Below are 23,581 nucleotides of genomic sequence, written 5' to 3'. Positions count from 1 at the left end.
GCCGAGCCCGTTGCCCAGGACCGTCCAGCCCGGAGGTCTCCTTCCGAAGCACGGCCCCGGACCGTCCGGCTCGGAAGGCTTCCCGGCCGGACCACGGCCCCTTGTTCGGAAGGTCTCCGGGCGGCTAGCTCGGGAGGGCCGGGGTGCCGATGACGCGGCGGATCCAGGCGTCCGGGTCGGAGATCTCCGCGGGGGTCGGCAGCGTGTTCGGCGAGGTCCACACCCGGTTGAAGCCGTCCATGCCCGCCTTCTCCACCACCCGGCGGACGAACGCCGAACCCTCCGCGTACTGCTTCATCTTCAGGTCTATGCCCAGCAGGCGGCGGATCGTCTTGTCGAGCTTGGTGCCGCCCTCACGGCGGCGGGCGAACTTGGACCGGATCTCCGCGACCGACGGCACGACCGACGGGCCCACCGCGTCCATCACGTAGTCGCCGTGGCCCTCCACCAGGGTCATCACGGCGGTGAGCCGGTCGAGGATCTCCTTCTGCTGCGGCGACTGGATGACGTCGATGAGGTTGCCCTCGCCGCCCCGCACCACGTCCGTGATGGTGTCGGCCGCGTTGCGCAGGCGGTCGACGAGGGTCGGCAGGTCGAGGTCGGAGGCCAGCAGGAACTCGGTCATCTGCGAGCGCACGTACTCGCGCAGCCAGGACACCCCAGTGAACTGCACCCGGTGCGTCTCCTCGTGCAGGCACACCCAGAGCCGGAAGTCGTGCGGGTTGACGTTCATCTCGCGCTCGGCGTGCACGATGTTGGGCGCGACCAGCGTCAGCCTGCCGGTGGGCTCACGGCCCGTCGGGTCGGGCGGCAGGAACAGCTCGTACTGGCCCAGCACCCGCGAGGCCAGGAAGGCGAGCACGGCGCCCACCTCGACGCCGGTGATGCGGGAGCCGACGGCGGTGACGATGGCGGGAGGCTGGTTGGCGCTGCCGGCCATGCGCTGGGTGAGCGGCTCCAGCACGACGCGGAAGCCCTCGACGTTGGCCCTGATCCAGCCGGGGCGGTCGACGACGGTCGCCGCCTGCGGCGCGGTCTCGGTATCGATCTTGGTGAACTCGCGCACGTGCCCTTCGGCCTCACGCGAGAGCGTACGGAGCTCGGCGACGGCCTGCCTGGCCTCCTCGCGGGTCACTTGAGGACCGGGGCGCACCAGGCGCGTGCCGGTCGAGACGGCCAGATCCCAGTCGATCACCTGCATACCCATCACCGTACGTGCTTCTCGCCTGCCCCGCGAAGACCCCCGAAGAGCGCCGTTGTCCGGATTGGGGAAGGTGGGAACGCGGCGAGGAGCGCCGGGCCTGGGCTGAGCCCGCGGGGAGCACCGTTGTCCGGACTGAGAAAGGTGGGAACGCAGCGAGGAGCGCCGGTGCCGGACCGACCAGCGCGTGATCATCAGGCTCGGGCGACGATGGCGGCGAGGCGGTCCAGGACCGGTTCGGCGTAGACCGGGACGCGGTCGGCCATGAAGGCGAAGGCGAGGACGCGGCCGTCCTTGCTGGTGGTGAGCCCGGCGAGGGTGTTGACGTTGTTGAGGGTGCCTGTCTTGGCGCGGACGAGGCCGACCTGGTCCTTGCTGTCGGGGCCGACGAAGCGGCGGCCGTTGCCGAGGGTGCCGGAGAACCCGGCGACCGGCATGCCGGAGGCGACCGTGTTGAGCGCGGGCTGGTCGGGTGAGGTGGAGAGGGCGATGAGGCCCGCCATCGCGGCGGCGCTGATCCGGTTGCGGGTCGACAGGCCGCTTCCGTCGTACACCTGGATGCCGTCGCCGGCGCCGAGGCGGCGCAGCACCTGCGGGATGGCGCGGGCGACGCCCGCGAACGACGCCGGCTGGCCCTCCTTGATCGCCACGTGCCGGGCCAGCGCCTCGGACAGGTCGTTGTCGCTGTACGTGAGCGCGTGCTCGACCAGGGCGTAGACCGGCGCGGACTCGACCTTGGCCAGCTCGGCGGCGCCCGCCTGCGCCTGCCCCGGCTTGACCGGCCCGGCGACCTTGATCCCTCTCTTCTTCAGCAGGGCCGCGAAGGCGTCCGCGGCGTGGCGCGAGGGGTCGGCGACGCGCGGCTGGTTCTGGTCGGGGTTGGCCCGCCCCTCGTCGATCGCGAGCGCGTGCACGGGCGCGACGTGCCCGTCGGGGATGTAGCCCGGCTTCCAGCCGGGCCCGGTGTCGGGTCCGGTGTAGAGCGAGGTGTCGTACGAGAGCGTGACCCGGGTCGTGCCCTGCCGTTTGAGCGCGGCGGCGGTACGGGCGGCGAGCGTGGCGATGGACGCCTGGGCGGGATAGCGGGTCGGCTTGGCCTTCGGCCCGGCGAGGAGGGGGTCGCCGCCGCCGACCAGGACGATCGCGCCCGGTGTCGCGCCCTGCACGACGCGGGTGGCCAGCCGGGTGTCGGGGCCGAGCGAGGCCAGCGCGGCGACGCTGGTGACGACCTTGGTGGTGGAGGCGGGGGTGATGCCGGTGTCGGGGTCGTGGGCGAAGACGCGCTCACCGGTGGAGGTGTCGATGACGACCGCGCCGACCCTGCTGCCCAGCGCTTGGTCACCCAGCGCATCCGTGAGCCTGCGGGTCAAAGTACCCTTGGACGGGAGAGGTCCGTCTCCTGGCCTCGCCGCCAGGCCGGCCAGCACTGGTCCCGCGGTGACCACGGGGACTTCGGGAGGCGCGGTCTCGGCCGGTGGCGGCTGCTTCGTCAGCGCGCTCAGGGTGAGATCGTTGTCAACCGCATAGAAGCCGGTGACGATGGTCACGACCTGCAGCAGGGCGAGCGTGGCCAGCATCACCCACCGCTCGTGCCGTACCACGTCGTCCTGACCTCTCATCCTGGAGTTCGCCTACGAGACATTAACGCCCGGCCGGTGTTTCCGGGGGGCGCGAGCGGAGGAACCGCGGTGGAGTTCGACGTTGTCGTTGAGATTCCCAAGGGGCAACGGAACAAGTACGAAGTGGACCACGAATCCGGCAAGATCAGGCTTGACCGGCTGTTGTTCACCTCCACGCAGTATCCCGCCGACTACGGATTCATCGAGAACACGCTCGGTGAGGACGGCGACCCCCTCGACGCGCTGGTGCTGCTGCAGGAACCGACCTTCCCCGGCTGCTACATCACCTGCCGGGCGGTCGGCATGTTCCGCATGACCGACGAGAAGGGCGGCGACGACAAGGTCCTGTGCGTCCCCGCCACCGACCCGCGGATGGCTCACATCCAGGACATCCACCACGTGGCGGAGTTCGACCGCCTGGAGATACAGCACTTCTTCGAGGTCTACAAGGACCTGGAGCCGGGCAAGTCGGTCGAGGGCGCCAACTGGGTGGGCCGCATCGAGGCCGAGGCCGAGATCCAGCGGTCCTTCGAGCGGGCCAAACACTGACTCACGGACGGGGCCTGGTGGCGCCCACCAGGTCCCGTCGCCACATGGAGGCGACGCGCACCACGTCGCCGGTCTGCGGGGCGTGCACCATCAGGCCGCGCCCGACGTAGATGCCCACGTGGTGGATGGTGCGCGGGTCGTGCTTGTTGTGTCCGAAGAAGAGCAGGTCGCCGCGGCGCAGCCGGTTCAGCGGGACGTTCGGGCCGGACGTCCACTGCGTGCCGGTCCAGTGGTCGAGCCGCACCCCGGCCCGTTCCCACGCCCGCATCGTCAGACCTGAGCAGTCGTAGCTCCGCGGCCCGGCGGCGGCCCACAGGTAGGGCTTGCCGAGCTGGGTGAGCGCCCAGTTCGCGGCCCGGTCGCCGTTGCTCGACCCGCGGCTGAGCGGCACCCGGAACCGCCCGGCGACCTGTCTCCTGGCCAGCCGGTCCGCGCGGTCGCGCGCCGCGTCCACCCGCCGTCGCAGGGCGTCGCGCTCCGCTGTCAGCGTCTTCGTCTCGCGTTTCTGCCTGGCCAGCGCCTTCTCCGCGGCGGCCTTGGCGTCGGCGGCGGCGGTGGCGGCCGCCTGCTGGGCGTCGTACGCCTCGGCCGCCTGGGCGCGCAGGATCGCGGCCACCTGCTGGGCGTCGCGCATCCGGGAGAGCACCTGGGCCCGTTCCCTGCCGAGCTGTCGCAGCGTGCCGGCGCGGTGCAGGTAGCCGTCGTCGTGGCCGGCGTCGGAGCCGGGGATCACGGCGGGCAGCCACATCCCGCCGTACGCCTGCGCGGCCATCACCGCCACCGGCTCCCGGGCGCGTTCGACCTCCTCTTCCGCCGACGTCAGCCGGGCCAGCGCCCGCTCGTGCGACTCCTCCGCCCGCCGCAGCATGACCAGCTCGCCGTTGTACGCCTCCACCCGCCGCTCGGCCTCGGCGGCCAGCTCCTCCAGGCGCGCCTGCGCCTCGGCCAGCGCGGCGCTGGCCCGGCCCAGCTCCTGCGCTCTTTCCCGTACGTCCTGCCGCGCCTTGGCGATGTCACGGGAGGGGGGAGCCGGCTCGGCGTGCACCGGCGGGCTGAGCGTGACGGCCAGACAGGCGAGCAGGATTCCGGCTCGGACGTGCATAGAATCCCCCCGCGGTCACTCTATGCACACAGTTCCCTACTGTTACCGATACACACTCCTATCCCACCAGTCACACCAGCGGGGTTTCCACTGATCCGAGTCTCAGAGGAGATCACCTATCCCGCGGCAGTCGGCGGCGGGGTTGGGGGTGCGGGAGACGCGGTCGGGGTCGGCTGGGGCGAGGGCGTCGGCACCGGGTCCTGTGTGGGGGTCGGGGTCGGCGTCGGCCGGGTCGGGCGGATGGTGGGGCGGTGGGTCGGGCGAGTGGGCCGATCGGTGGGGCGGTGGGTCGGGCGGGTGGGGGTTGACGTGGGGCAGGGGGTTTTGGGGGTCCGGGTGATAGGGGGGCCGGTCGGCTCGCCGGGTTCCAGGGAGGAAGGGCTGCCGCCGCTCTGGGGGGTGGTGGGCGCGGGCTGGGGGGCGCGGGTGGCCGGGGTCGACCCCCGGGTGGTGGGGACGAGGGCCCGGGTCGTCTCGGCGGCGGGTGAGACCACCCCGTCCGGCGGGGTGGTCTCACCCGCGGTGGCCACGTCGAGCGGCCGGATGCCGGTGCTGTCGACGCGCGGCTCGGCGGTGGCGTCGCTGCGGTGCCAGGGGAGGCTGGGAGGCTCCCCGTCCGGGGGGAGCGCCGCGGTGGCGAGTCCCGGCGGCTCGGAGACCTCCTTGCCGAAGTAGTCGAAGATGCCCGCTACCGCCACCACGGTCGCGACGACCGCCACCGCGCACGCCACCGCCCGGGGCCAGGTACGCGCCTTCCGCTCGGTGACGAGGGGAAATCCGGCGCTGTCCAGCGTCTGCGACCGCCGGGCGACGTACCGGCGGTAGAGGAACAGCTCCGGGTCGACGAAGCAGCTCAGCACCCGGACCCGGAGCGCCTCCGGGAGCGTGACCTGGGGCAGCAGCTCGAACACCTTCGCCGCCGACACCTGCCGGTTGCGGTGCGGCGAGCAGGTCTCGCACCGGGCGAGGTGGCGGACGAGCTGCTCGCGCATCCCGGGCGTCAGCTCCCCGGTGTAGCCGGTGAGGATGGCGGCGCGTTGCGGGCAGTCGTACGGGCCTTTCATGGCGAGGATCTCGGCGGTGATCGCGTCGCGCAGCCGGTCGCGCGCCTGTTCGCGGACGGCGTCGAGGCGGCGCGCCGGGACGCCGAGGACGGCGGCGAGCCCGGCGGTGGTCAGCCCGTGCCGGGTGTCGAGCTCCAGCACCTCGCGGTCGGCGGCGGGCAGGCTGTGGACCGCGTGCCAGGCCATGACGCGCAGGTCGGCGTCGTCCGGGTCGTCGGGCTCGGGCGCGCCCGCCAGGGCCTCGCCCGCGTCCTGCGGCCCGGCCGCCCGGCGGCGCCGGCACTCGCTCCTGGCCAGCGCGTACAGCCAGGGGCGGAGCATGCCGGGGTCCGCCAGCGAGCCGGCGTGAGCCTCCGCCGCGATCAGCGCGTCGCGCAGCGCCACCTGGGCGCTGTCGGCTTCGCGGAGCAGGGACCAGCAGTAGCGGTAGAGGCTCTCGGCGTACGCGTCGTAGAGCGCGGCTAGGGCACCGGAGTCGCCGGCACGCAGGGCGTCGACCAGAGCGCGGTCAGTCATGTGACCGAAGGTAATGGAGTCGTAACTTGTAGTTCTACCGATTCCGCGCGATTCACATCCCTTGTCACGAGCAAGCCAGAAAATCGTTTGGCATTTCGCCGGTATTTACCGGTTTGTTTACCCCGACGAGCCTGAGAGGAGTTCACTCCCCCGGTCCGTCTGGAACGGCTCGGTCGTCGGCTTGACCGTGTGCATCGGCATCGCGCCGCCCATCGCCAGTTCCTCGTACGGGCGCGCGGTCGACCCCCAGGTGCGGGCCGTCACCTCGGTCCTGCCCACCTTCGACCCGGCCGGCAGCCCGGTGACGGTGAGGATGAAGCGCGGCGGCCGGCCCGCCTGCACGTCGTCCACGAACGTGCTGCCGCCGCCGAGCAGCTTGCCGCCTGCGTCGCGCAGCAGCGCGCTCACCACCAGGCTGCTCGCGGGCAGCCGGTACGGGTTCGCGACGTATCCGGTGACGAGGTACGAGCCGTCCTTCTGACGGATGGTCTGCACCCGCGACACCGGGAACGGGCGGAAGGCCGACGGCACCCGGGACGCCTGCCGCCACTGCGCGGGCCGGTACTCGACGTTGACCTTGGCGGGTTTGGCGGTCGCGGTGGTCTCGCCGGTGAAGGCGAGCGACCCGCCCGGCGGCACGGCGTCGAGCGGCTGGTCCATCCGGAAGACCTCGCGGCCTCCGGCGTCCTTGCCCACGACGGTGGCCACGACGTGCTCGCCGAAGTGCCACGGGTTTCCGTTGGCCAGGACGCCTGACCAGGTGACGGCGTACGCGTCGCCCGACTTCACGACGTTCGACGCCTGTTCCATAAGGGTGAGCGGTTTGAGCTGCTGCTGGGCCGGCTCCTCGGACGAGCAGCCGGCGAGGCAGATCGCCCCGAGTGCGAGGAGGCTGACGATTCGGCTACGCGGGATCACTTTGCCGTGATAACCCGGGCATGGGCACGTCCGGCCCCTGACACGCGCCGGGCGTACCAACTCTTTGATTTACCATCAGGCTCTTTTATCGGGCGCGGACGACCCGCTTTTCATCCCAGACCGGCTCCGCCGCTTCATAAACCTCGCCATCCGCGCCGAATATCAAATAGCGATCGAAATCAGCCGCGAACCACCGGTCGTGGGTGACCGCGAGCACCGTGCCGTCGAACGCCTCCAGCCCTTCCTGCAGCGCCTCGGCGCTGGCCAGGTCGAGGTTGTCCGTCGGCTCGTCGAGCAGCAGCAACGTGGCCCCGGACAGCTCCAGCAGCAGGATCTGCAGCCTGGCCTGCTGGCCGCCCGACAGCGTCTCGAACCGCTGCTCGGCGACCAGGCCCGCCAGCTCGTAGCGGGCCAGCGCCTTCATCGCCTCGTTCTTGAGCTTGGCGTGCTCGATCATCACGATCTCGGCCGGGGTGCGGCCGAGCAGGTCGGGCCGGGCGTGCGTCTGGGCGAAGTGGCCGGGCACCACACGGGCGCCGAGCCGGGCCGTGCCGGTGTGGCGGACCTCCTCGCCCGCCAGCAGCCGCAGGAAGTGCGACTTGCCGGAGCCGTTCGAGCCGAGCACCGCGACCCGCTCGCCGTACCAGACCTCCAGGTCGAACGGCTTCATCAGGCCGGTCAGCTCCAGCCGCTCGCAGATGACCGCGCGCTTGCCGGTGCGGCCGCCCCGCAGGCGCATGCTGATGTTCTGGTCGGCCGGCGGCGTCTCCGGCGGCCCCGCCTCCTCGAACTTGCGCAGCCGCGTCTGGGCCGCGTGGTAGGCGGCGGCCAGGCCGTCGTTGTAGCGGGCCTTGTTCTTCAGCATGTTGACCAGGGCCTTGAGCTTGGCGTGCTCCTCGTCCCAGCGCCGCCGCAGCTCGTCGAGGCGTTCGTTCCTGGCCTTGCGCGCCTCCGCGTACGTGGCGAAGCCGCCGCCGTGGATCCAGACGCCGCCGGACTCCACGGTGACGATCCGGTCGGCGGCGTTGGCCAGGAGCTGGCGGTCGTGGCTGACCAGCAGCACGGTCTTCGGGGTCTCGCGGAGCTGCCCTTCCAGCCACTCCTTGCCCGGCACGTCGAGGTAGTTGTCGGGCTCGTCGAGCAGCAGCGTCTGGTCGGGGCCGCGCAGCAGCGCCTCCAGCACCAGCCGTTTCTGCTCACCGCCGGAGAGCGTGGCCACGTCCCGATATTTCACGCGATCGTACGGAACACCCAGCGCGGCGACCGTGCACGTGTCCCACAGCACCTCGATCTCGTACCCGCCGGCGTCGGTGTAGTCGCTGATCGCCTGCGCGTAGCGGAGCTGCGTCTTCTCGTCGTCGCGCTCCATCATGGCCAGCTCGGCCTGCTCCAGCCGCCCGGCCGCCTGCCGCACGGCGGGCGGCGCCACGCTCAGCAGCAGGTCGTGGACGTTGCTGCCGTCGCGCACGTTGCCGATGAACTGCCGCATCACGCCCAGCCCGCCGGAGGACACCGCGTTCCCCTCGACCGGCTGCAGGTCACCCGCGATCAGCCGCATCAGCGTCGTCTTCCCGGCCCCGTTCGGCCCCACCAGCGCGGCCTTGACGCCTTCGCCGATGCGGAACGACACGTCGTTGAGCAGTGGCCGCCCGTCGGGCAGCACATACGTCAGATGAGCGACCTCGACGTGTCCCACGACACTTCCCCTCCTCGATCTCCGTGGAGGGTACCTGCCGGTTACGCAGCGAGCATCCGATTTTTCCGCCGCCGACCCGGCTAAGCGGGCACGGCTCCGTGCCACGAGTGGACGTTGCCGTCCGTCCAGCGGTCGAGGAGTTCGGTGTCGTGGCTGATGGCGAGGACGGCGGCGCCGGTCCGCTCGCGGTAGGCCTCGATGCGGGAGACCAGGTGGGCCTGGGTGGAGGCGTCGAGCATGGTGGTCATCTCGTCGCAGATCAGGTACGCGGGCTCCAGGGCGAGGGCGCGGGCCACGCAGGCGCGCTGGAGCTGGCCGTCGGAGACCTCGTGGGGGCGGCGGGTGAACAGCTCCCGGGTGAGGCCCAGGTCCTCGGCGAGCTCGTAGGCGCGGTCGAGGGGGCGGCGGGTGGCGCGGAGGGGTTCGGTGAAGACGTCCTCCAGGGTGAAGCGGGGGTCCACGGCCATCCGGGGCTGCTGGAAGATCAGGGCGACGCGGGTGCGCTGCGGGGCGCGGTGGCGCCAGCGGCTGATCGGGTGGCCGTCCATCCGTACGGTGCCGCGGGAGGGTCGCAGCAGGAGAGCCAGCACGCGGGCGAGGGTGGATTTGCCGCAGCCGCTGGGCCCGGCCAGGCCCAGGGTCTCGCCGGGGCGGAGCGCGATGGAGACCCGGTCGAGGACGCGGTGGCGGCCGAAGGAGACGGTGATCTCCTCGGCCTCCAGGCCCGGGGCCTGCTGGGTACGGGTGTCGGGGACGGTCAGGGTGCTGGTCGGCTCAGACATGGTGGCAGGCGACTCCGTTCAGCTTGGGCTGCTCGTCGCAGAGCGGGGTGGCGAGCGGGCAGCGGGGCTGGAAAGCGCAGCCCGCCGGGAGCCGGGTGAGCTCCGGCGGACGGCCGGGGACGGGCTTGAAGGCGCGCGTCGGGAGGGCGTCGAGCAGTCCTCGCGCGTACGGGTGGCGGGGGCGGGTGAAGAAGCTCTCCGCCTCGGCCAGCTCGACGATGCGGCCCGCGTACATGACGGCCACCTCGTCGGCGACCTGTTCGGCGGCGCGCAGGTCGTGGGTGATGAGCAGGACGGCACGGCCCTCGTCGCGCAGCCGCCGCAGCTCGGTCATGGTGGCGTCGACGAGCGGCCGGTCCAGGCCGGTGGTGGGCTCGTCGGCGATGATCAGCGGCGGGTCTCCGGCGAGCGCGAGGGCGTTGGCGACGCGCTGCGCCATGCCGCCGGAGAGCTGGTGCGGGTAGCGGTCGAGGTCTTCGGGGCGCAGGCCGGCGCGGGCGGCGAGCGCGTCCGGGGTCTCGGTACGGCCGAGCTCGCGCAGTGTCTCGGCCAGGTGGGCGCGGGCGGTGCGGACGGGGGTGAGGTGGGCGGCGGGGCTCTGCGGGATGAGGCCGATCCGGCGGCCTCTGACCTGCCGGGCCAGCGTCTTCTCCGGCGCCGTGATCAGGTCGAGGGCTTCCCCGGAAGAGTCCGTGCGGGTGGCGGTGGGGTCGAGCCAGGCGTGGCCGGTCACGGTGGCGTTGGCCGGGAGCAGGCCGAGCAGGGCGTGGGCCATGACGGACTTGCCGCATCCGGACTCGCCCACGAGCGCCAGGCAGCGGCCCTCCGACAGCTCGAAGGAGGCGTCGGTGACCGCGTGCACGGTCGCGCCCGGGATGCGGAATCTGACGGTCAGGCCGTCCACGCGCAGCTTCACAGGACCAGCTCCGATCTCCAGCGCGGGTTGGCGCGATCGCGCACGTGCTGGGCGAGCGCCGACAGGGCCAGCGTCGGCAGCAGGATGAGCAGGCCGGGGAAGAGGCTGGACCACCAGTCGCCGGCCAGCAGCGACCGCTGCCCGTCGTTGATCATGTTGCCGAGCGAGGCCATGTGGGGCGGCAGGCCGAGGCCGAGGAAGCTGAGCGCGGTCTCGTGCCAGATGGCGTGCGGGATCATCAGGACGGTGGCGAGCAGCAGGTGCGGGGCCAGGTTGGGCAGGAAGTGCCGCCGGATGACGCGGGCCCGGGTGGAGCCGCCGGAGATGGCGGCGTCCACGAACGGCCGGCCGCGCAGCGACAGCACCTCGGAGCGGACGATGCGGGCGGCGGTGGTCCAGTGGGTGACGGCCACGGCCACCACCACCGCGGTCGGGCTGGGCGCGAACATGGCCACGATGAAGACGCCGAACAGCAGGTGCGGCAGCGAGTTGAAGCCGTCCACGACCCGCATGAGCAGCCGGTCCACGAGCCCGCCGAGCGTCCCGGCGACGAGCCCGACCAGGCCGCCGATCACGACGCTGACCACGGCAGCGACCAGGCCGACGAGCATCGAGACGCGCAGCCCGTAGATCGAGCGCAGCAGCACGTCACGGCCGACCTCGTCGGTGCCGAACGGGTGCGCGAGCGACGGCGGCAGACCGGCCGAGCGCAGGTCCACGAGCTGCTGGTCGAGCTGGGCGACCAGCGGCACCACGAGCGCGGCGAGCACCAGCACGGCCAGCGTGGCGACGGCCAGCACGGGCCGCCGCCCCGGGCGCCGGCCGGCGGTGGCTTCGACGGCGGCCATCAGCTCACCCCCAGCACGCGGACCCGCGGGTCGGCCAGGGTGTAGGCGAGGTCGGCCAGCAGGTTGCCGAGCACGACGGCGATCGTGGCCAGCAGGGTGAGCGCCGCCAGCAGCGGGAAGTCCACCGCCAGCGCGGCCTTGATCGTGGTCCCCGCCACGCCGGGCAGCGCGAACACCGCCTCGACCAGGATCACCCCGGTCACCAGTTCGGGCACCCGGGCTCCCATGATCGTGATGAACGGCAGCAGCGCCGACCGGAGCGCGTGCCGTACCAGCACGGTCCGCTCCCGCAGCCCTCTCGCCCGGGCGCCGAGCACGAAGTCCTCCCGGAGCACGCCGATGACGGACTCTCGCACGTACAGGAGCAGCCACGAGGACTGCGAGACCGCGAGCACGAGCACCGGCAGCGTGAGGTGGCGCAGCAGGCCGGTGAAGGTGACCTCGGTGGCGGCGGCGTCGGTCAGGCCGCCGGCGGGCAGCCAGCCGAGCGACACCGCGAACACCCAGATGGCCAGCAGCCCGACCCAGAACACCGGGGCCGCCTCGGTGGCGAAGGCGCCGCCGGTGAGCGCCCGGTCCAGCCAGGAGTCGCGCCGCCAGGCGGCCAGCGTGCCGAGGACCAGGCCGATGGCCAGCATGACGACCAGCGCGCAGCCGACGACGAGGAGCGTCCAGCCGAGCCGTTCGCCGATCACCTGGGTGACGGGCAGCCGCAGAGACCTGGACTCGCCCAGCTCGCCCTGGAGCAGGTTGCCGAGCCAGGTGGTGTACTGCTCCAGCAGCGGCCGGTCCACCCCCCAGTTGGCGCGGATCTCGGCCATGATCTCCGGGCTGGTCACCATCGCCCGGTCGCCCAGATACTGCCGTACGGGGTCGAACGGGGACGCCTTGGCCAGCACGAACATCCCGAACGTCACCGCGAGCAGCAGCGGCACGGAGAAGACGAGCCGCCAGCCGATGATCCGCAGCCAGGTCACGGCGCGGGCTTCCAGTCGGTGACCGTGCCGAGCAGGCCGGCGGTGGCGTGCTCGTGTGCCTCGATGCCGGTCTCCAGGCCGGTCCAGCTTCCGCGCACGACGTAGACGTGCTTGAGGTACACCAGGTACACCCAGGGCGCGTCGTCGCTGATGACCTGCTGGAACTCGTGGTACGCCTTCTCCCGGGCGGCCTGGTCGGCGGTCTCGCGCCCGGTTTCGAGGAGCCGGTCCACCTCGGGGTTGTCGTAGTGGCCGGGGTTGAAGTAGCCCTGGCCCGCGTACGCGGAGTGGAACAGCTCGTAGTTGGTGTGGTCCGGGTCGTACGGGGTGCCGAAGCCCATGATCAGCGCGTCGGTGTCCATGCGCGGGTCGATGGCCTCCCATTCGAGCCCGGCGAGTTGGATGTCGATGCCGATCCGCTTGGCGTCGGAGGCGAAGGCCAGGGCGAGTTCCTTGCGCAGCGAGTCGCCCGCCGGGTACATGAGCGTGAACCGCGCGGCGGTGCCGTCCTTGACCCGGATGCCGTCCGGCCCTGCCTTCCATCCGGCCTCGTCGAGGAGCTTCCCGGCGGCCTCGGTGTCGGGGCGGGCGGAGCCGGTCACGGCCGGGTTGTGCCAGTCGGTGCCGGGCACGACGGGCCCGAAGGCGGGGCTGCCCGCGCCGGCGAGGATCGCCGACACCATCGCCTCCCGGTCGACGGCCAGGTCGAGCGCCTTGCGGATGGCCCGGTCGCCGGTCACCGGGTGCTTCATCGGGAACATGATGCCCCGGTAGTCGGCGCTGGGCGTCTCGTGGACGGTGACGCCCTCCTGGTCCTTGAACCTGGCGGCGGCCTTGGGCGGCAGCTCGGTGGCGGTGAACTCGCCGGCCGCCATCCGGGTGGCGCGCGCGTTGTCGTCCGAGGTGTAGGCGAGGACCAGCGAGCGGATCGCGGGCGCGCCGTTCCAGTACTTCTCGTTGGCGGTCAGCGCGATCTTGTCGCCCTTGGTCCAGGAGGTGAAGGTGTACGGGCCGGTCCCGACGGGGGCGTTGCCCAGGGCGGCCAGGTCGGAGCCCGCCGGGATGACGCCGAGGGTGGCGCGCTGGAGCACGGGCGCGTACGGGTGCTTGAGGTGGAAGACGACGGTCCGCTCGTCGCTCGCCTCGACCTTCTCGATGGCCGCGTAGTCGCCGCGGATGGGCGAGTTGTTCTCGGGCGCGAGCACCTGGTTGTAGGTGTACGCGACGTCCTCGGCGGTCAGCGGCCTGCCGTCGTGGAAGGTGACGCCCTGGCGGAGGGTGAAGGTGATCTCGGTGCCGACGGCGTCGGGGACGCTCTCGGCGAGCGCGGGGTGCAGCTTCAGGTCAGGGGTGCGGCGCAGGAGGCCGTCGAAGATCAGCGAGCCGCCGTCGGGCGAGTATCCGAGCACCGGGTTGAGGGTGTCGGGCTCGGAGCTGAGCCCGAAGACGACGGTCTCCTCGCTCACACCCGCGGCGTCCGGCTCCGTCGGCGCCGCGCATCCGGCGATCGCGAGGAGCATCGCCACCAGCAGTACGAATCCACGACCCATGCAGGTGACGCTAAAGCCCGAAGTTCCTAATTGCAAATCCTTCGCAATTACGACTCCGTATCGGACAGGTCGGTAGAAAACTACCCGAGCAGGGCTGCTGCCCGTTCACGCAGCCCCTCGGAGGCCTTCGCGATCGCACCGGCGTCGTACGGCGGAGCCGGGTCGTACTCGATGACCAGCTGCACCGCCTCGGCGGTGTCGGCGCCGGAGGCCCGCCCGAGCAGGTCGAGCGCCATGTCGATGCCGGCCGACACCCCGGCCGCGGTGACGATCTTGCCGTCGGCCACCACCCGCTCGGTCACCGCCTCCGCCCCGGCCCCGGCCAGGAAACCGGTCACCGCCCAGTGGCTGGTCGCCCGGCGCCCGCGCAGCAGCCCCGCCGCGCCCAGCAGGAGCGAGCCGCTGCACACCGAGGTCGTCCAGCGGGTGTGCGCGTCGGCCTCGCGGATCCAGCCGACCAGGGCCTCGTCGCCGAGCGCGTCGAAGGTGCCGACGCCGCCGGGCACCACGATCACGTCCGGCCTGGGCACCTCCTCGTAGCTCGCGGTGGCGGCGATGCTCAGGCTGCCCCGGTCGTCGACCACCGGCCCCGGCTCGGATGCGACGAACGTCACAGTCCAGCCGGGCGCGAACGCCAGCACGGTGTACGGGCCGACCGCGTCCAGCGCGGTGAACCGGTCGTAGAGGGGGATGGCGACGTGCATCAGCTCTCCTTGGTGTGGAACCGGCGGCGGTAGTCGCCGGGTGAGACGCGCAGGTGGCGGCGGAAGACGCGGTAGAGCGTCTCGGGCCGGCCCAGCCCGGACTCCCGGGCCACGCGGTCCAGCGGATGGTCGGTGATCTCCAGCAGCCGCCGGGCCGCGTCGGCGCGGCTGCGCTCCACGTACCTGCCCGGAGACGTCCCGGTCTGCTCGGTGAAGACGCGGGAGAAGTGCCGCTCGCTCATGCCGGCGCGCCTGGCCAGCGCGGGCACGCTCAGGTCGGCGGCCGGGTTCGCGTCGATGAACGCCTGCAGCTCGCGCAGCGGCTCACCGCGCGGGGCGGGGACGCTCATCGCCGTGCTGAACTGGCTCTGCCCGCCCGGCCGGTGCAGGTAGACGACCAGCCCGCAGGCCACCCGCCGGGCCAGCTCGTGCCCGTGGTCCTCGGCCACCAGCGCGAGCGCCAGGTCGATGCCCGCGGTGACCCCGGCGGAGGTCCACAGGTGGCCGTCGCGGATGTAGATCGCGTCCGGCTCGACCGTGACCCCCGGGTACCACGTGCCGAGCTTCTCGGCGACCAGCCAGTGCGTGGTGGCCCGCCGCCCGTCCAGCAACCCCGCCGCGGCCAGCAGGAACGCGCCGCTGCACACGGACGCGGTCCGGCGCGCCAGCCGCGACAGCCTGACGATCTCCGACACCGTCTCCGCGTCACGGGCGTGCGTCATCGTGGTCAGGCCGCCGACGACCACCAGCGTGTCGATCGGGCCGCCGACCTCGCGCAGCGGCGTCCGTACAGCGACCTCGACACCGTGCTGCGCGGGCACCTGACCCACCCGAGGCGCGGTGACCTCCACCTCGTAACCGCCCTCCGCCACCAGGTCCGCCGCCGCGAACACGTCGGCGGGACCGGCGAGGTCGAGCAGCTGGAAGCCGTCGTAGACCACCAGGACGATCCGCCTTCTCATGACTTCCATGCTGGTCAGGGGCATCTGGTGACGTCAATGACACGGGAATTGCGGATTACGCCATCGGCTTTACCCGGAGGCGCGCGCCATGACCTGGAGTATGCGTACGCACACGCTAGGTTAGCGATATCCCCCCAGCGCACCGACAAGGAGGCTCCTGTTGAGGCTGTCCGCCTTCGTGGCCGGCGTCCTGCTCGTCCTGCTCGTCCCCGGGGTGGCGGAGGCGAGCCCCCGCTCGGCCTGCTTCCACGGCCGGGTCTGCCTGTACGCGGGATTCCAGTACAACCGCGGCCAGGTCGACCTCTGGCGCGACTTCGTCCGCGACGACGCCAACCTGGCAGACGACAACTGGCTGCGATGGGACTACACCGACTCACTCCAGAGCATGAACAACGAGACCAGCTCGATCAAGAACCGGATCGGCTGCCCGGTGACACTCTGGCAGAAGCCCCACTTCACCGGCGCCCACAGCACCTTCGGCCACGGCTCCGGCGACCGCTACCTCGCCAACAACACCATCGGCAACAACCGCGTCAGCTCGATCGACATCTGGTGCCGATGATCAGGCTCCTCGTCCTCGGGCTGGTGGTGTCGGTCGCGGCCGGCTGTACGACCGCGCCGCCGGAAGAGCCCGACGTCGCCGCGGTCGACGATTTGAAGCTGCCGTTCGACGCCTACAAACCGGCGCCGGGCCAGCGGGCGCTGCTCAACACCGCCCACCGCGCCCTGGTCGCCCGCTGCCTGAAACGCCGCGGCGTCAAACCCCGCACACCGCTCCCGGCCGCGCCCGTCGACCCCGGCAACTCCCGCCGCTACGGCGTCGCCGACCCCGAACAGGCCCGCCTCTACGGCTACCACCTCCCCACCGAGACGCCCTCACGTGCGAAGAAGGCCCGCCGGGTGAAAGGGCAGATCGAACGGGCGCTGTACGGGCCCGACGGATGCGAGGAACAGGCGGCGGCCCGGCTGGGAGCGTCGGACCGGGCGCCGTGGCGCTGGCTGGTCCGGCGCGACGCCCGCACCCTCGAACGCTCCGCCGAACGCCCCGGCGTCCGCGACGCCGTGGCGCGCTGGGCGGAGTGCATGAAAGCCGCGGGCCACCCGTACCCGTCACCGGAGGCCGCGATCGGCGACTCCCGCTGGGACCTGGAGAAACCCGCGATCAGCGACGACGAGAAGCGGACCGCCGTCGCCGACGCCACCTGCAAGTGGTCGTCGGGGCTGGTGTCCCGCTGGCACGCGGCCGACGCCGCGCTGCAGCGCAAACTGGTCCACAAGCACGCGGGCCGCTTCGCCCTGCTCCGCACCGACCTGAACGAACGCGTCCAGCGCGCCACCGCCATCCTCGAACGCCACCGCTCCGCCAAACAGAAAGACGCCGCACACCCCGACACCACCGAACCCCAGCGGAGCCCAGAACACCAGGGATAGGCGGGCCCGCCAGAACACCCGGGATAGGCGGGGCCCGCGCCAGAACAGAACAGCCCGCCCTCGTCGCGTGGAGGTGGCCGGGGTCGCGGATGAGGGACGTGGCCGGGGTCGCAGATGAGGGACGTAGCGGGGTCACAGACGAGGTGGGTGTGGCGGGCGACGAGTGTCCGAGCGGTGACGCTTGGGGTGGCTAGCTGGTGATTTTGGTGAGGAGTTGCCGTAGCTGCTCGATCTGGGACTTGCGTGACTCCTGCACCTTGCCCGCCCAGCGGGTCGCCTCCGGGTTCACGCCCTCGCGGATCTCCGTCGCGGCCATCTGGACCGCGCCTTCCTGGTGGGCCATGAGCATGGCGAGGAGCTCCGGCTCGAACGGGTCGGCCGTCTTGAGGGCGGCGATCTTCTTCCGGTCGGTCTCCAGCAGCCCGCCATGATGATCGTGCGCCCCGTCGGGCGGCGTGAGCGGCTGCCCCCAGGCGTGCAGCCAGCGCAGCATCATCTCCACCTCGCTCTGCTGCGTGCTCGCGATCGCCGCGGCGAGGGTCTTCAGCTCCTCCGTGGTGGCCCGTTCCGCGCCGACCTTGGCGATCTCGATGCCCTGCCGGTGGTGCTGCACCATCATCTGGGTGAACATCACGTCGTCGGCGTTCACCGGCGGCTCGCCGGATCCGCCCGTGCCGCAGGCGGCCACGAGCAGCAGCGCCAGGGCGGCCAGCCAGCGCGGCACCACCCCGGCAGTGTTCTGGCCCACCGGCGCTCCCCTGGGGCATGCGGTAAGAAACCTTCCCAGGTTTGGGCATACCCGCCCGATCCGTCAAGCGGTCACCAGTGCAGGCCCGGGCTCAGCACATGCCCGCCGAACGGGCCCTCACCGGCCTTCCGCCACCCGGCCCGCGTCGCGTACTCCGACCCGTACGGCGGTCTGATCTCGTGCCAGCCGCAGGTCTGGACCTGCCCCTCGGCCGTGAGGTGCATCTGGTGGCACTTCAGCTCCTTGGTGACCGGCTTCTCCAGGAACGTGTCGTACCCCTGCACCACCATGTCCGCCCGGGTGCCCGCCGGGCCGCGCAACCGGTTCCTGATCAGCATGCGGCCGTCACGGACCCGGACGCACGCCTCCAGCTGGACCCCGTCCCCGGCGTCGGTCCACGGACTGCACCGCTCTCCGGCACCCTGCCCGGCCGCCGCGACGGTCGTCGCGGGCGGCGGCTCCCCGGCCCAGCTCCGGCCCGCCAGCATCCCGCCCAGGAAGGAGATCACCGCGGCGGTCGCCGCGGCGATCGCCGCGGTCATGAGCGGCACCGTCCTGCGCTCGACCGGCCGCGACTGAGGAGGGAGCGCGCCCGACCGCGACGGGGGTGGTGGGACGTCCGACCCAGACGTGGGCGGGAGGGCATCCGGCCGCGGCTGAGCAGAGAGCGCGTCTGGCCGTGGCTGAGGAAGAAGCGCGTCCTGCTGCGGCTGAGGAGGGAGCGCGCCCGGCCGCGGCGGGGGCGGGAGGGCGTCCGGCGGCGGGGGCGGGAGCGCGTCCGACCCCGACGGGGGCGTATCCGACCCCGACGGGGGCGTGTCCGCGCGGTCGCGGTACTCGGCGGCCTTGGCGCGCCAGCCGCGCTCCTCGCTCTCCAGTCTGGTGCGCAGCTCGTCGATGCGCTCGCCGAGCGCGGCCAGCTCGCGGGCTCGCTGCGGGGGCAGTTCGAGCACGGCGGCGATCTGCCGCATCGCCTCCGCGCCGGGCAGGCGGTTGCGCTCGCTCAGCTGGCGGGCTCCCGACAGCCATCGGGAGATGAGTGAGGGGCTGGCGTCCGCGACCCGGTTCGCGAGGAATTTCTGCGGGCGTCCCCGAGAGCGCAGCGCCTCCCGGATGCCCTCCGCCGCCTCGTCCAGCGCCGCGGCGAGCCGGTCGACGAGCTCCTCGAACGTCCCCATCCTGTGTGCGGCCCCTTCCCCGCAATTGCACATCAGAGCGTGAAACCGCAGGTGAAGCCAGGTGCGCAAGAGGGCGCAAGTGTGCACACGTCGCACCCCCTGGCATCCGCCGGCGGCACCGGGCCAACCTGCTTCCAGCAAACGCCGCCCATGCTCGCACACCGGTGCGAGCCGGAACCGAAGAGGAGGCCTCGTGCGATCGCTGATCGTCGGGCTCGTCGCCGCCATTACCCTGGCCGGTCTGCCTGCCACTGCGTCCGCCCAGTCCGCACAGTCCGCCCAGTCCGCCCAGTCCGCCCAGTTGCCGCAGTGCTCAGGGAAGCGGGTCATGCGGGAGGCGGTCTACACCCGGCAGATGCTGAAGGCCGCGTACATCCACGTCTTCTACGACTCGCGCACGGCGACCGCCTGCGCGTTCCTCAACTCCACGAACGCCACCTGGGGCACCAGGAAGCACATGACGATCATGCTGAAGCAGTGCGCCCGCCCCAGCGGCAGCTACGGCCGGTGTGACGGGCAGCTGCAGTCGACGGCCAAGCGCGGCTGGTACTCCGGCCGTACCGACACCGCCCGGCTGACCGTCTCCCGCGGCTGCCTCATGGCGACGGGCCGCGTCCACTGGGGGAAGCACTACGGCCTGTTCTCCACGAAGTCCAATCTCTGCGTGCGCGGCTAGTGCAGGGGGACGGTGTTCCAGGGGCTGTCGGGGGCGGCCAGGAGGGCGCGGTGGGCTTCCAGCACGGAGGTGTACCAGTCGCCGAACGCCTCCGCGTCGAAGTGCAGGCAGCGGCCGAGCACGTAGCCGGCCGAGAAGTCCGGCCACGAGAGGTACGAGGCCTGCACCGCCTTGCCCGCCCGCTCGACCGCCCCGCGCAGCTCCTGCTCGGTGGCGTATCGGGCGCCCAGGCCCCAGCGGGCCACCATCGTGGCGCGGCCCAGGTCCCACGCGACGACGGTGCGCACGTATCCGTCGGGCGGGAGGAGGCCGTCGGCCCGGAAACGTGACTCGTACCGCATGATCTTGCCGACCAGGCCGCGCAGGCTCACCGACAGGTCGTCCAGCTCCTCGCCGGAGACCTCGCCCTTGAGCTGCTCGCGGATGCTCTGCTCCACGCAGTCGCGCCACATCACCGGGTCGACGCGCCGCTCGCCGGTCTCGCGGGCCAGCCAGAGGCGGGCGCCGAGCACGTACTCCCACACCCAGGGGCTGAGCTCGGCGGCGAGCAGCCGTTCGACGGTCTCCAGCCAGGTGTCGTGGTCCTCGATCCCCCAGCTTCCGGCCAGCCGCTCGACCTCGCTGCTGTAGCCGGCGCCGTGCCAGTCGAGGGTGTTCCAGGCGTCGCCGTTGCCGTAGCAGAGGTGGGCTCCGCAGGCGAGGCCGCGCAGCAGGTCCACGTCCTGGGGGACGCCGGTGCGGCGGGTCTCCACGCGGTCGCAGGTGCCGTCCGGTTCGAACAGCTCGTCGTGCAGCCGGAGCCAGGTGTCCCATTCGTCCTCGGCGGCGAGGAAGGCCCTGGCGCACGGTGTCGCGCCGTTCACCATGAGGATGCGCACGCCCTCCGGCCAGAGCGCGACCAGGCCGCGCAGGGTGATGAACTCGTACACCACGTCCGGATGCGGTCTCGGCAGCACGCCCGCCGTGTAGACCTGCACCAGCCGGTGCCCGTCCGGCAGCGTCGTCACGTGCAGCGGCGCCGCCCCGTCGCTGCCCTCGGCGTCCGCGAGCGCCACCGGCCGGTAGAGCCCTTCGGCGGCGACGATCCGCAGGTAGTCCAGGTGCGCCTCGTCGCTGCCGTCGCGGCAGAGCTCGTAGAGGCGCTGTTCCCGGAGCGCGGGGGCGAGCCACCGTTCCCCGTCCGGCGGGTCGTCCACGTTCGGGAGAACTTCGTCGTGCGTCTCGTCCTCGGACAGCATGGGCACGAAATATAGCGACTCAATGGATCATGTGACGAAGCCCGGTACTGGAGTTCACGTAGCGGTTGATCGTCTCGCAGCCTCGCGGGGTGTCGGCCTGGTCGGCGAAGGCCGTAGCGGCCCGCAGCCCGGCGGCCAGGTCGCCGAGCAGGATGCTGTTCATGCTGTTCTCCCCGTAAGAGATTTCTGCGACGCTCGGTCGAGCGCCGTCGCTTACGGTGCGGCAGCGGGTCGTTCATCACCGATGTATCAGGGCGTAGTCCTGAAAAGTGCACACTCGACATGCGAGGAGCCAGGCTCATGACGGAGTTCACCGTGGAGGTCACCATCTCCGCGCCGGTCGCGGACGTGTGGCGGGCGCTGCGCGACCCCGAGCAGATCCGGCACTGGCACGGCTGGCAGGCCGACGGGCTCGACCAGGAGATCGACCTCATCTACGCCCAGCACGTCACCGAGTCGCCCGAAGAGCGCTGGATGGAGGTCCAGGGCGGCGACAGGTTCGAGCTGGCCGACGCCGGTGAGGGCCGGACCCGGCTGCGCATGACCCGCGCCCCGCTCAGCGGCGACCCCGAGTGGGACGCCTACTACGAGGACGTCAACGAGGGGTGGCTCACCTTCATCCAGCAGCTCAGGTTCGCCCTGGAGCGCCACCCGGGGGCCGATCGGCGCACCGTCTTCCTCTCGGGTCAGGGCACCACGCCGGCTGGGCTGGACCCGCTCGCCGCCCTCGAACCCGGCGCGCCCTACGAGCACGCCGCCGCCGGGGAGCGCCTTTCCGGGACCGTCTGGTTCCGCTCCGAGCACCAACTCGGCCTCACCGTGGACGGCTGGGGGGACGGTCTGCTGATCGCCTCACACCTGCCGCCCTCCGCCGTCCATCCCGAGGGCATGGCCATGATGATTTTGACCACGTACGGTCTGACGGACGAGGAGTTCGCGGGCCTGGAGGAGCGCTGGAACACCTGGTGGTCCGCGGCGGTCCCGGCCTCCTGAGCCGCGAAACTGTCGGGGGCCGCTGCCACACTGCGCGGGTGCCGACATCCGATCTCGCTCCCATCGCCACCTTCTGGGACTCTTCCGCCGACTCCTTCGACCAGGAGCCCGACCACGGTCTCCGCAGCCCGCACGTCCGCGCCGCCTGGTGGCTGCGGCTCACCGAGTGGCTGCCCACCGCCGCCTCCGACGTTCTCGACCTGGGCTGCGGCACGGGCTCGCTGACTCTCCTCCTCGCTCAGCAGGGTCACCGGCCCACCGGGGTCGACCTCTCCCCGCGCATGATCGAGCAGGCGGGGCGGAAGCTGGGGGAGGCGGGCTTCGAGGTGCCCCTGCTGGTGGGGGACGCCGCCGATCCGCCCGTCGAGCCGGGGTTCGACGCGGTGCTCGTACGCCATCTGCTGTGGACGCTGCCCGCGCCCGAGGATGCGCTCCGCCGCTGGCTGGGCCTGCTCCGGCCGGGCGGGCGGCTGGTGCTGGTCGAGGGCCGGTGGAGCGCTTCCGCCGGGACCCCCTATGCGGCGGGATCTCCGCGGCTGCCCTGGATGGGCGGGGTGCCCGCCGACCGGCTGGTCAGCGCGCTAGCCCCGATGGCGCGGGTGGTCCGCCATGAGCGGCTGGACGACCCGGCGCTGTGGGGCCGCCGGGTGGACGACGAGCGCTACGTGCTGGTCGCCCGCCCGTCGGAGGGCGGAGCAGGCGGTTCCGGCGCGTCCTCCGAACGGGCCGGCACGTCTTCAGTGCGGGCTGGGGCGGTGATGAGGTCGGCCGAGCCGTAGAGGATCACGACCAGGGCGGCGAGGCTGATGAACCAGACGACGGCGAGGGCGGGTCCCAGGGCGGCGTAGCCGAGCCCGGCCATCGTGCCGAGCACCGAGAGGCCGGTCACGGTCCAGCGCAGCACGTCGACGACCGCCGCCCTGGAGCCGTGCCCGTCCGCGCGGAGCCGCCGGACGACGGCGTCGGCGATCAGCCAGACCGCCGTGATGCCGCCCAGGTTGTCGGTGTAGCCGATCACTTGCACGGCGGCGGTGGGTTCGAGGTCTCCCGCGTTCAAGACGGCGAGCTGGTCGATCGCCGAGACGCAGACCATGACGAGGGCGACGGCTCGGGCGCGGTCGAAGGGCTCTCCGACGGGGCCTCGGAGGCGGTCCAGCGCCGAGGCGCACAGGGCCCATCCGACGGGGTTCAGCAGCAGGTCGAAGTTGTTGATGCGGAAGCCGCAGTACACCACGGCCAGGCCGCCGGCGATCTTGGCGAGGGGGCGGACTCCGACGGGGTTCCCCTGGTAGGGCTGGGTCAGGGCCATACGTCGCGCACCGCCTCGCTGCAGGCCCCGGTGGAGAGCCATTGCTGCCAGGCGATGGGGACGCCGCCGATGCGCGGCGAGTCCCACACCGTCTCGGCCGTGCCGGAGTGCAACCACGTGCGATAGGTGTAACGGAGCGGCTGGGGTTCGTGCGGTACGGCCGTGCAGTCGGTGATGACCACCGTCGCTTTCACCATCTCGAACCCGCCCGGGGACACGGTGACCTCTTTCGTCTCCGTGTCGGCGAAGCGCATGCCGGGGATATCCGTTGATATGCCGGTCAGAACGAAGGGGGTTATTCCCTCGTTCTCAACGTCGATAGTCAGGTGGGTGGTCAGCTCCCCGTTCTCGTCCACATACGTGAAGAGGCCGGTCGCTCCCCAGTGGATGTGCGGCGTTATCGCGCCCGAACTCCAGAAAACCGCGGCGAGCGCGGCGAGTGACAGCGCCGCCACCATTGCGGCGCGTAATCGCACGACGTAAGCACGCCGCGTGGCGATACCAAATTGACGTCCTATCGGCCGCGGTGCTCACCCCGGGCCAGGCGTCGGAACGGGAACTCCCCGGATACACGCCGCCGCAGCCCTTCCACGGGGGCAGTGCG

25 protein-coding genes are annotated in these 23,581 nt (G+C 72.0%); 6 read left to right on the top strand and 19 right to left on the bottom strand.

Going from position 1 to position 23,581, the window contains the following annotated elements; translation table 11 throughout:
* Positions 1-124: 124 nt before the first annotated feature.
* Positions 125-1,201 carry a zinc-dependent metalloprotease gene (locus tag AB0J42_RS26550; RefSeq protein WP_364298945.1) on the bottom strand — a complete coding sequence of 359 codons (1,077 nt, stop codon included), beginning with the start codon at positions 1,199-1,201 and terminating at the stop codon, positions 125-127.
* A 194-nt stretch (positions 1,202-1,395) separates the two neighbouring features.
* Positions 1,396-2,820, bottom strand: coding sequence for a D-alanyl-D-alanine carboxypeptidase/D-alanyl-D-alanine-endopeptidase (gene dacB, locus AB0J42_RS26545; protein WP_364298943.1), 1,425 nt, complete (start codon positions 2,818-2,820; stop codon positions 1,396-1,398).
* A gap of 69 nt (positions 2,821-2,889) precedes the next feature.
* On the opposite strand from dacB, the gene AB0J42_RS26540 reads away from it, so the two are divergent.
* Positions 2,890-3,369, top strand: a complete 480-nt coding sequence (locus AB0J42_RS26540) for an inorganic diphosphatase (protein WP_364298941.1) — start codon at positions 2,890-2,892, stop codon at positions 3,367-3,369.
* 1 nt (position 3,370) lies between these two features.
* On the opposite strand, the gene AB0J42_RS26535 is transcribed toward AB0J42_RS26540, so the two are convergent.
* The 11 genes from AB0J42_RS26535 to AB0J42_RS26485 form a co-directional block, all read right to left on the bottom strand.
* Complete coding sequence (locus AB0J42_RS26535) at positions 3,371-4,471, bottom strand: C40 family peptidase (RefSeq protein ID WP_364298939.1); 1,101 nt, start codon at positions 4,469-4,471, stop codon at positions 3,371-3,373.
* 116 nt (positions 4,472-4,587) lie between these two features.
* Positions 4,588-6,051 (bottom strand): hypothetical protein, encoded by a 1,464-nt coding sequence (locus tag AB0J42_RS26530; RefSeq protein ID WP_364298937.1) that lies wholly within the window; start codon positions 6,049-6,051, stop codon positions 4,588-4,590.
* Positions 6,052-6,168: 117 nt separating this feature from the next.
* Positions 6,169-6,969 (bottom strand): hypothetical protein, encoded by an 801-nt coding sequence (locus tag AB0J42_RS26525; protein ID WP_364298935.1) that lies wholly within the window; start codon positions 6,967-6,969, stop codon positions 6,169-6,171.
* Positions 6,970-7,054: 85 nt separating this feature from the next.
* Positions 7,055-8,665 carry an ATP-binding cassette domain-containing protein gene (locus AB0J42_RS26520; RefSeq protein WP_364298933.1) on the bottom strand — a complete coding sequence of 537 codons (1,611 nt, stop codon included), beginning with the start codon at positions 8,663-8,665 and terminating at the stop codon, positions 7,055-7,057.
* Positions 8,666-8,745: 80 nt separating this feature from the next.
* On the bottom strand, positions 8,746-9,447 hold the full coding sequence (locus AB0J42_RS26515) for an ATP-binding cassette domain-containing protein (protein WP_364298931.1): 702 nt from the start codon (positions 9,445-9,447) through the stop codon (positions 8,746-8,748).
* The gene (locus AB0J42_RS26510; protein WP_364298930.1) at positions 9,440-10,363 is read right to left on the bottom strand and encodes an ABC transporter ATP-binding protein; all 924 of its coding nucleotides are present in this window, start codon (positions 10,361-10,363) and stop codon (positions 9,440-9,442) included. The genes AB0J42_RS26515 and AB0J42_RS26510 overlap by 8 nt, the downstream gene beginning before the upstream one ends.
* Entirely contained in the window at positions 10,360-11,211 is an 852-nt protein-coding gene (locus tag AB0J42_RS26505; RefSeq protein ID WP_364298928.1) for an ABC transporter permease, read from the bottom strand. Before AB0J42_RS26505 ends, AB0J42_RS26510 begins: the two co-directional genes overlap by 4 nt.
* Positions 11,211-12,188, bottom strand: coding sequence for an ABC transporter permease (locus tag AB0J42_RS26500; protein WP_364298926.1), 978 nt, complete (start codon positions 12,186-12,188; stop codon positions 11,211-11,213). The genes AB0J42_RS26505 and AB0J42_RS26500 overlap by 1 nt, the downstream gene beginning before the upstream one ends.
* Complete coding sequence (locus AB0J42_RS26495) at positions 12,185-13,738, bottom strand: ABC transporter substrate-binding protein (protein ID WP_364298924.1); 1,554 nt, start codon at positions 13,736-13,738, stop codon at positions 12,185-12,187. Before AB0J42_RS26495 ends, AB0J42_RS26500 begins: the two co-directional genes overlap by 4 nt.
* 80 nt (positions 13,739-13,818) lie before the next feature.
* Entirely contained in the window at positions 13,819-14,442 is a 624-nt protein-coding gene (locus tag AB0J42_RS26490) for a DJ-1/PfpI family protein (protein WP_364298922.1), read from the bottom strand.
* Complete coding sequence (locus tag AB0J42_RS26485; RefSeq protein ID WP_364298920.1) at positions 14,442-15,404, bottom strand: DJ-1/PfpI family protein; 963 nt, start codon at positions 15,402-15,404, stop codon at positions 14,442-14,444. Before AB0J42_RS26485 ends, AB0J42_RS26490 begins: the two co-directional genes overlap by 1 nt.
* A gap of 160 nt (positions 15,405-15,564) precedes the next feature.
* Between AB0J42_RS26485 and AB0J42_RS26480 the strand changes: the two genes are divergently transcribed.
* Both AB0J42_RS26480 and AB0J42_RS26475 read left to right on the top strand, forming a co-directional pair.
* A complete protein-coding gene (locus AB0J42_RS26480; protein WP_364298918.1) occupies positions 15,565-15,966 on the top strand; it encodes a peptidase inhibitor family I36 protein in 402 nt (133 codons plus the stop codon).
* A complete protein-coding gene (locus AB0J42_RS26475) occupies positions 15,963-16,835 on the top strand; it encodes a hypothetical protein (protein WP_364298916.1) in 873 nt (290 codons plus the stop codon). The genes AB0J42_RS26480 and AB0J42_RS26475 overlap by 4 nt, the downstream gene beginning before the upstream one ends.
* A gap of 190 nt (positions 16,836-17,025) precedes the next feature.
* Here the strand turns inward: AB0J42_RS26475 and AB0J42_RS26470 are convergent, their stop codons facing one another.
* Positions 17,026-17,583 carry a DUF305 domain-containing protein gene (locus tag AB0J42_RS26470; protein WP_364298914.1) on the bottom strand — a complete coding sequence of 186 codons (558 nt, stop codon included), beginning with the start codon at positions 17,581-17,583 and terminating at the stop codon, positions 17,026-17,028.
* A gap of 71 nt (positions 17,584-17,654) precedes the next feature.
* Positions 17,655-18,761, bottom strand: coding sequence for a helix-turn-helix transcriptional regulator (locus AB0J42_RS26465; protein ID WP_364298912.1), 1,107 nt, complete (start codon positions 18,759-18,761; stop codon positions 17,655-17,657).
* A 193-nt stretch (positions 18,762-18,954) separates the two neighbouring features.
* On the opposite strand from AB0J42_RS26465, the gene AB0J42_RS26460 reads away from it, so the two are divergent.
* Entirely contained in the window at positions 18,955-19,437 is a 483-nt protein-coding gene (locus AB0J42_RS26460; protein WP_364298910.1) for a hypothetical protein, read from the top strand.
* Here the strand turns inward: AB0J42_RS26460 and AB0J42_RS26455 are convergent.
* Both AB0J42_RS26455 and AB0J42_RS26450 read right to left on the bottom strand, forming a co-directional pair.
* Positions 19,434-20,675, bottom strand: coding sequence for a DUF1266 domain-containing protein (locus AB0J42_RS26455; protein WP_364298908.1), 1,242 nt, complete (start codon positions 20,673-20,675; stop codon positions 19,434-19,436). The genes AB0J42_RS26460 and AB0J42_RS26455 overlap by 4 nt on opposite strands.
* A gap of 19 nt (positions 20,676-20,694) precedes the next feature.
* Positions 20,695-20,838: a hypothetical protein gene (locus tag AB0J42_RS26450; RefSeq protein ID WP_364298906.1), complete on the bottom strand. Its 144-nt coding sequence runs from the start codon at positions 20,836-20,838 to the stop codon at positions 20,695-20,697.
* Between the two features lie 137 nt (positions 20,839-20,975).
* Here AB0J42_RS26450 and AB0J42_RS26445 point away from each other — a divergent pair, with 137 nt between their 5' ends.
* On the top strand, positions 20,976-21,668 hold the full coding sequence (locus tag AB0J42_RS26445) for an SRPBCC domain-containing protein (protein ID WP_364298904.1): 693 nt from the start codon (positions 20,976-20,978) through the stop codon (positions 21,666-21,668).
* Between the two features lie 38 nt (positions 21,669-21,706).
* Entirely contained in the window at positions 21,707-22,447 is a 741-nt protein-coding gene (locus AB0J42_RS26440) for a class I SAM-dependent methyltransferase (RefSeq protein WP_364298902.1), read from the top strand.
* Here AB0J42_RS26440 and AB0J42_RS26435 read toward each other — a convergent pair.
* Both AB0J42_RS26435 and AB0J42_RS26430 read right to left on the bottom strand, forming a co-directional pair.
* Positions 22,330-22,977, bottom strand: a complete 648-nt coding sequence (locus AB0J42_RS26435; protein ID WP_364298900.1) for a hypothetical protein — start codon at positions 22,975-22,977, stop codon at positions 22,330-22,332. The genes AB0J42_RS26440 and AB0J42_RS26435 overlap by 118 nt on opposite strands.
* Entirely contained in the window at positions 22,968-23,453 is a 486-nt protein-coding gene (locus AB0J42_RS26430; protein ID WP_364298898.1) for a hypothetical protein, read from the bottom strand. Before AB0J42_RS26430 ends, AB0J42_RS26435 begins: the two co-directional genes overlap by 10 nt.
* Between the last annotated feature and the right edge of the window lie 128 nt (positions 23,454-23,581).

Origin of the sequence: Nonomuraea sp. NPDC049649 (assembly GCF_040675175.1) — a bacterium.
Classification (GTDB): Bacteria; Actinomycetota; Actinomycetes; order Streptosporangiales; family Streptosporangiaceae; genus Nonomuraea.
The sequence above is the reverse complement of the archived record's forward strand: the minus strand, read 5'-3'. Positions and strand labels throughout refer to the sequence as shown.

Excerpts from the sequence above, each read along its gene's own strand:
- AB0J42_RS26550 (WP_364298945.1), bottom strand. The coding sequence starts at position 1,201 with ATGCAGGTGATCGACTGGGATCTGGCCGTCTCGACCGGCACGCGCCTG.
- dacB (WP_364298943.1), bottom strand. The coding sequence starts at position 2,820 with ATGAGAGGTCAGGACGACGTGGTACGGCACGAGCGGTGGGTGATGCTG.
- AB0J42_RS26535 (WP_364298939.1), bottom strand. The coding sequence starts at position 4,471 with ATGCACGTCCGAGCCGGAATCCTGCTCGCCTGTCTGGCCGTCACGCTC.
- AB0J42_RS26530 (WP_364298937.1), bottom strand. The coding sequence starts at position 6,051 with ATGACTGACCGCGCTCTGGTCGACGCCCTGCGTGCCGGCGACTCCGGT.
- AB0J42_RS26515 (WP_364298931.1), bottom strand. The coding sequence starts at position 9,447 with ATGTCTGAGCCGACCAGCACCCTGACCGTCCCCGACACCCGTACCCAG.
- AB0J42_RS26505 (WP_364298928.1), bottom strand. The coding sequence starts at position 11,211 with ATGGCCGCCGTCGAAGCCACCGCCGGCCGGCGCCCGGGGCGGCGGCCC.
- AB0J42_RS26495 (WP_364298924.1), bottom strand. The coding sequence starts at position 13,738 with ATGGGTCGTGGATTCGTACTGCTGGTGGCGATGCTCCTCGCGATCGCC.
- AB0J42_RS26490 (WP_364298922.1), bottom strand. The coding sequence starts at position 14,442 with ATGCACGTCGCCATCCCCCTCTACGACCGGTTCACCGCGCTGGACGCG.
- AB0J42_RS26485 (WP_364298920.1), bottom strand. The coding sequence starts at position 15,404 with ATGAGAAGGCGGATCGTCCTGGTGGTCTACGACGGCTTCCAGCTGCTC.
- AB0J42_RS26475 (WP_364298916.1), top strand. The coding sequence starts at position 15,963 with ATGATCAGGCTCCTCGTCCTCGGGCTGGTGGTGTCGGTCGCGGCCGGC.
- AB0J42_RS26465 (WP_364298912.1), bottom strand. The coding sequence starts at position 18,761 with ATGGGGACGTTCGAGGAGCTCGTCGACCGGCTCGCCGCGGCGCTGGAC.
- AB0J42_RS26455 (WP_364298908.1), bottom strand. The coding sequence starts at position 20,675 with ATGCTGTCCGAGGACGAGACGCACGACGAAGTTCTCCCGAACGTGGAC.
- AB0J42_RS26450 (WP_364298906.1), bottom strand. The coding sequence starts at position 20,838 with ATGAACAGCATCCTGCTCGGCGACCTGGCCGCCGGGCTGCGGGCCGCT.
- AB0J42_RS26445 (WP_364298904.1), top strand. The coding sequence starts at position 20,976 with ATGACGGAGTTCACCGTGGAGGTCACCATCTCCGCGCCGGTCGCGGAC.
- AB0J42_RS26435 (WP_364298900.1), bottom strand. The coding sequence starts at position 22,977 with ATGGCCCTGACCCAGCCCTACCAGGGGAACCCCGTCGGAGTCCGCCCC.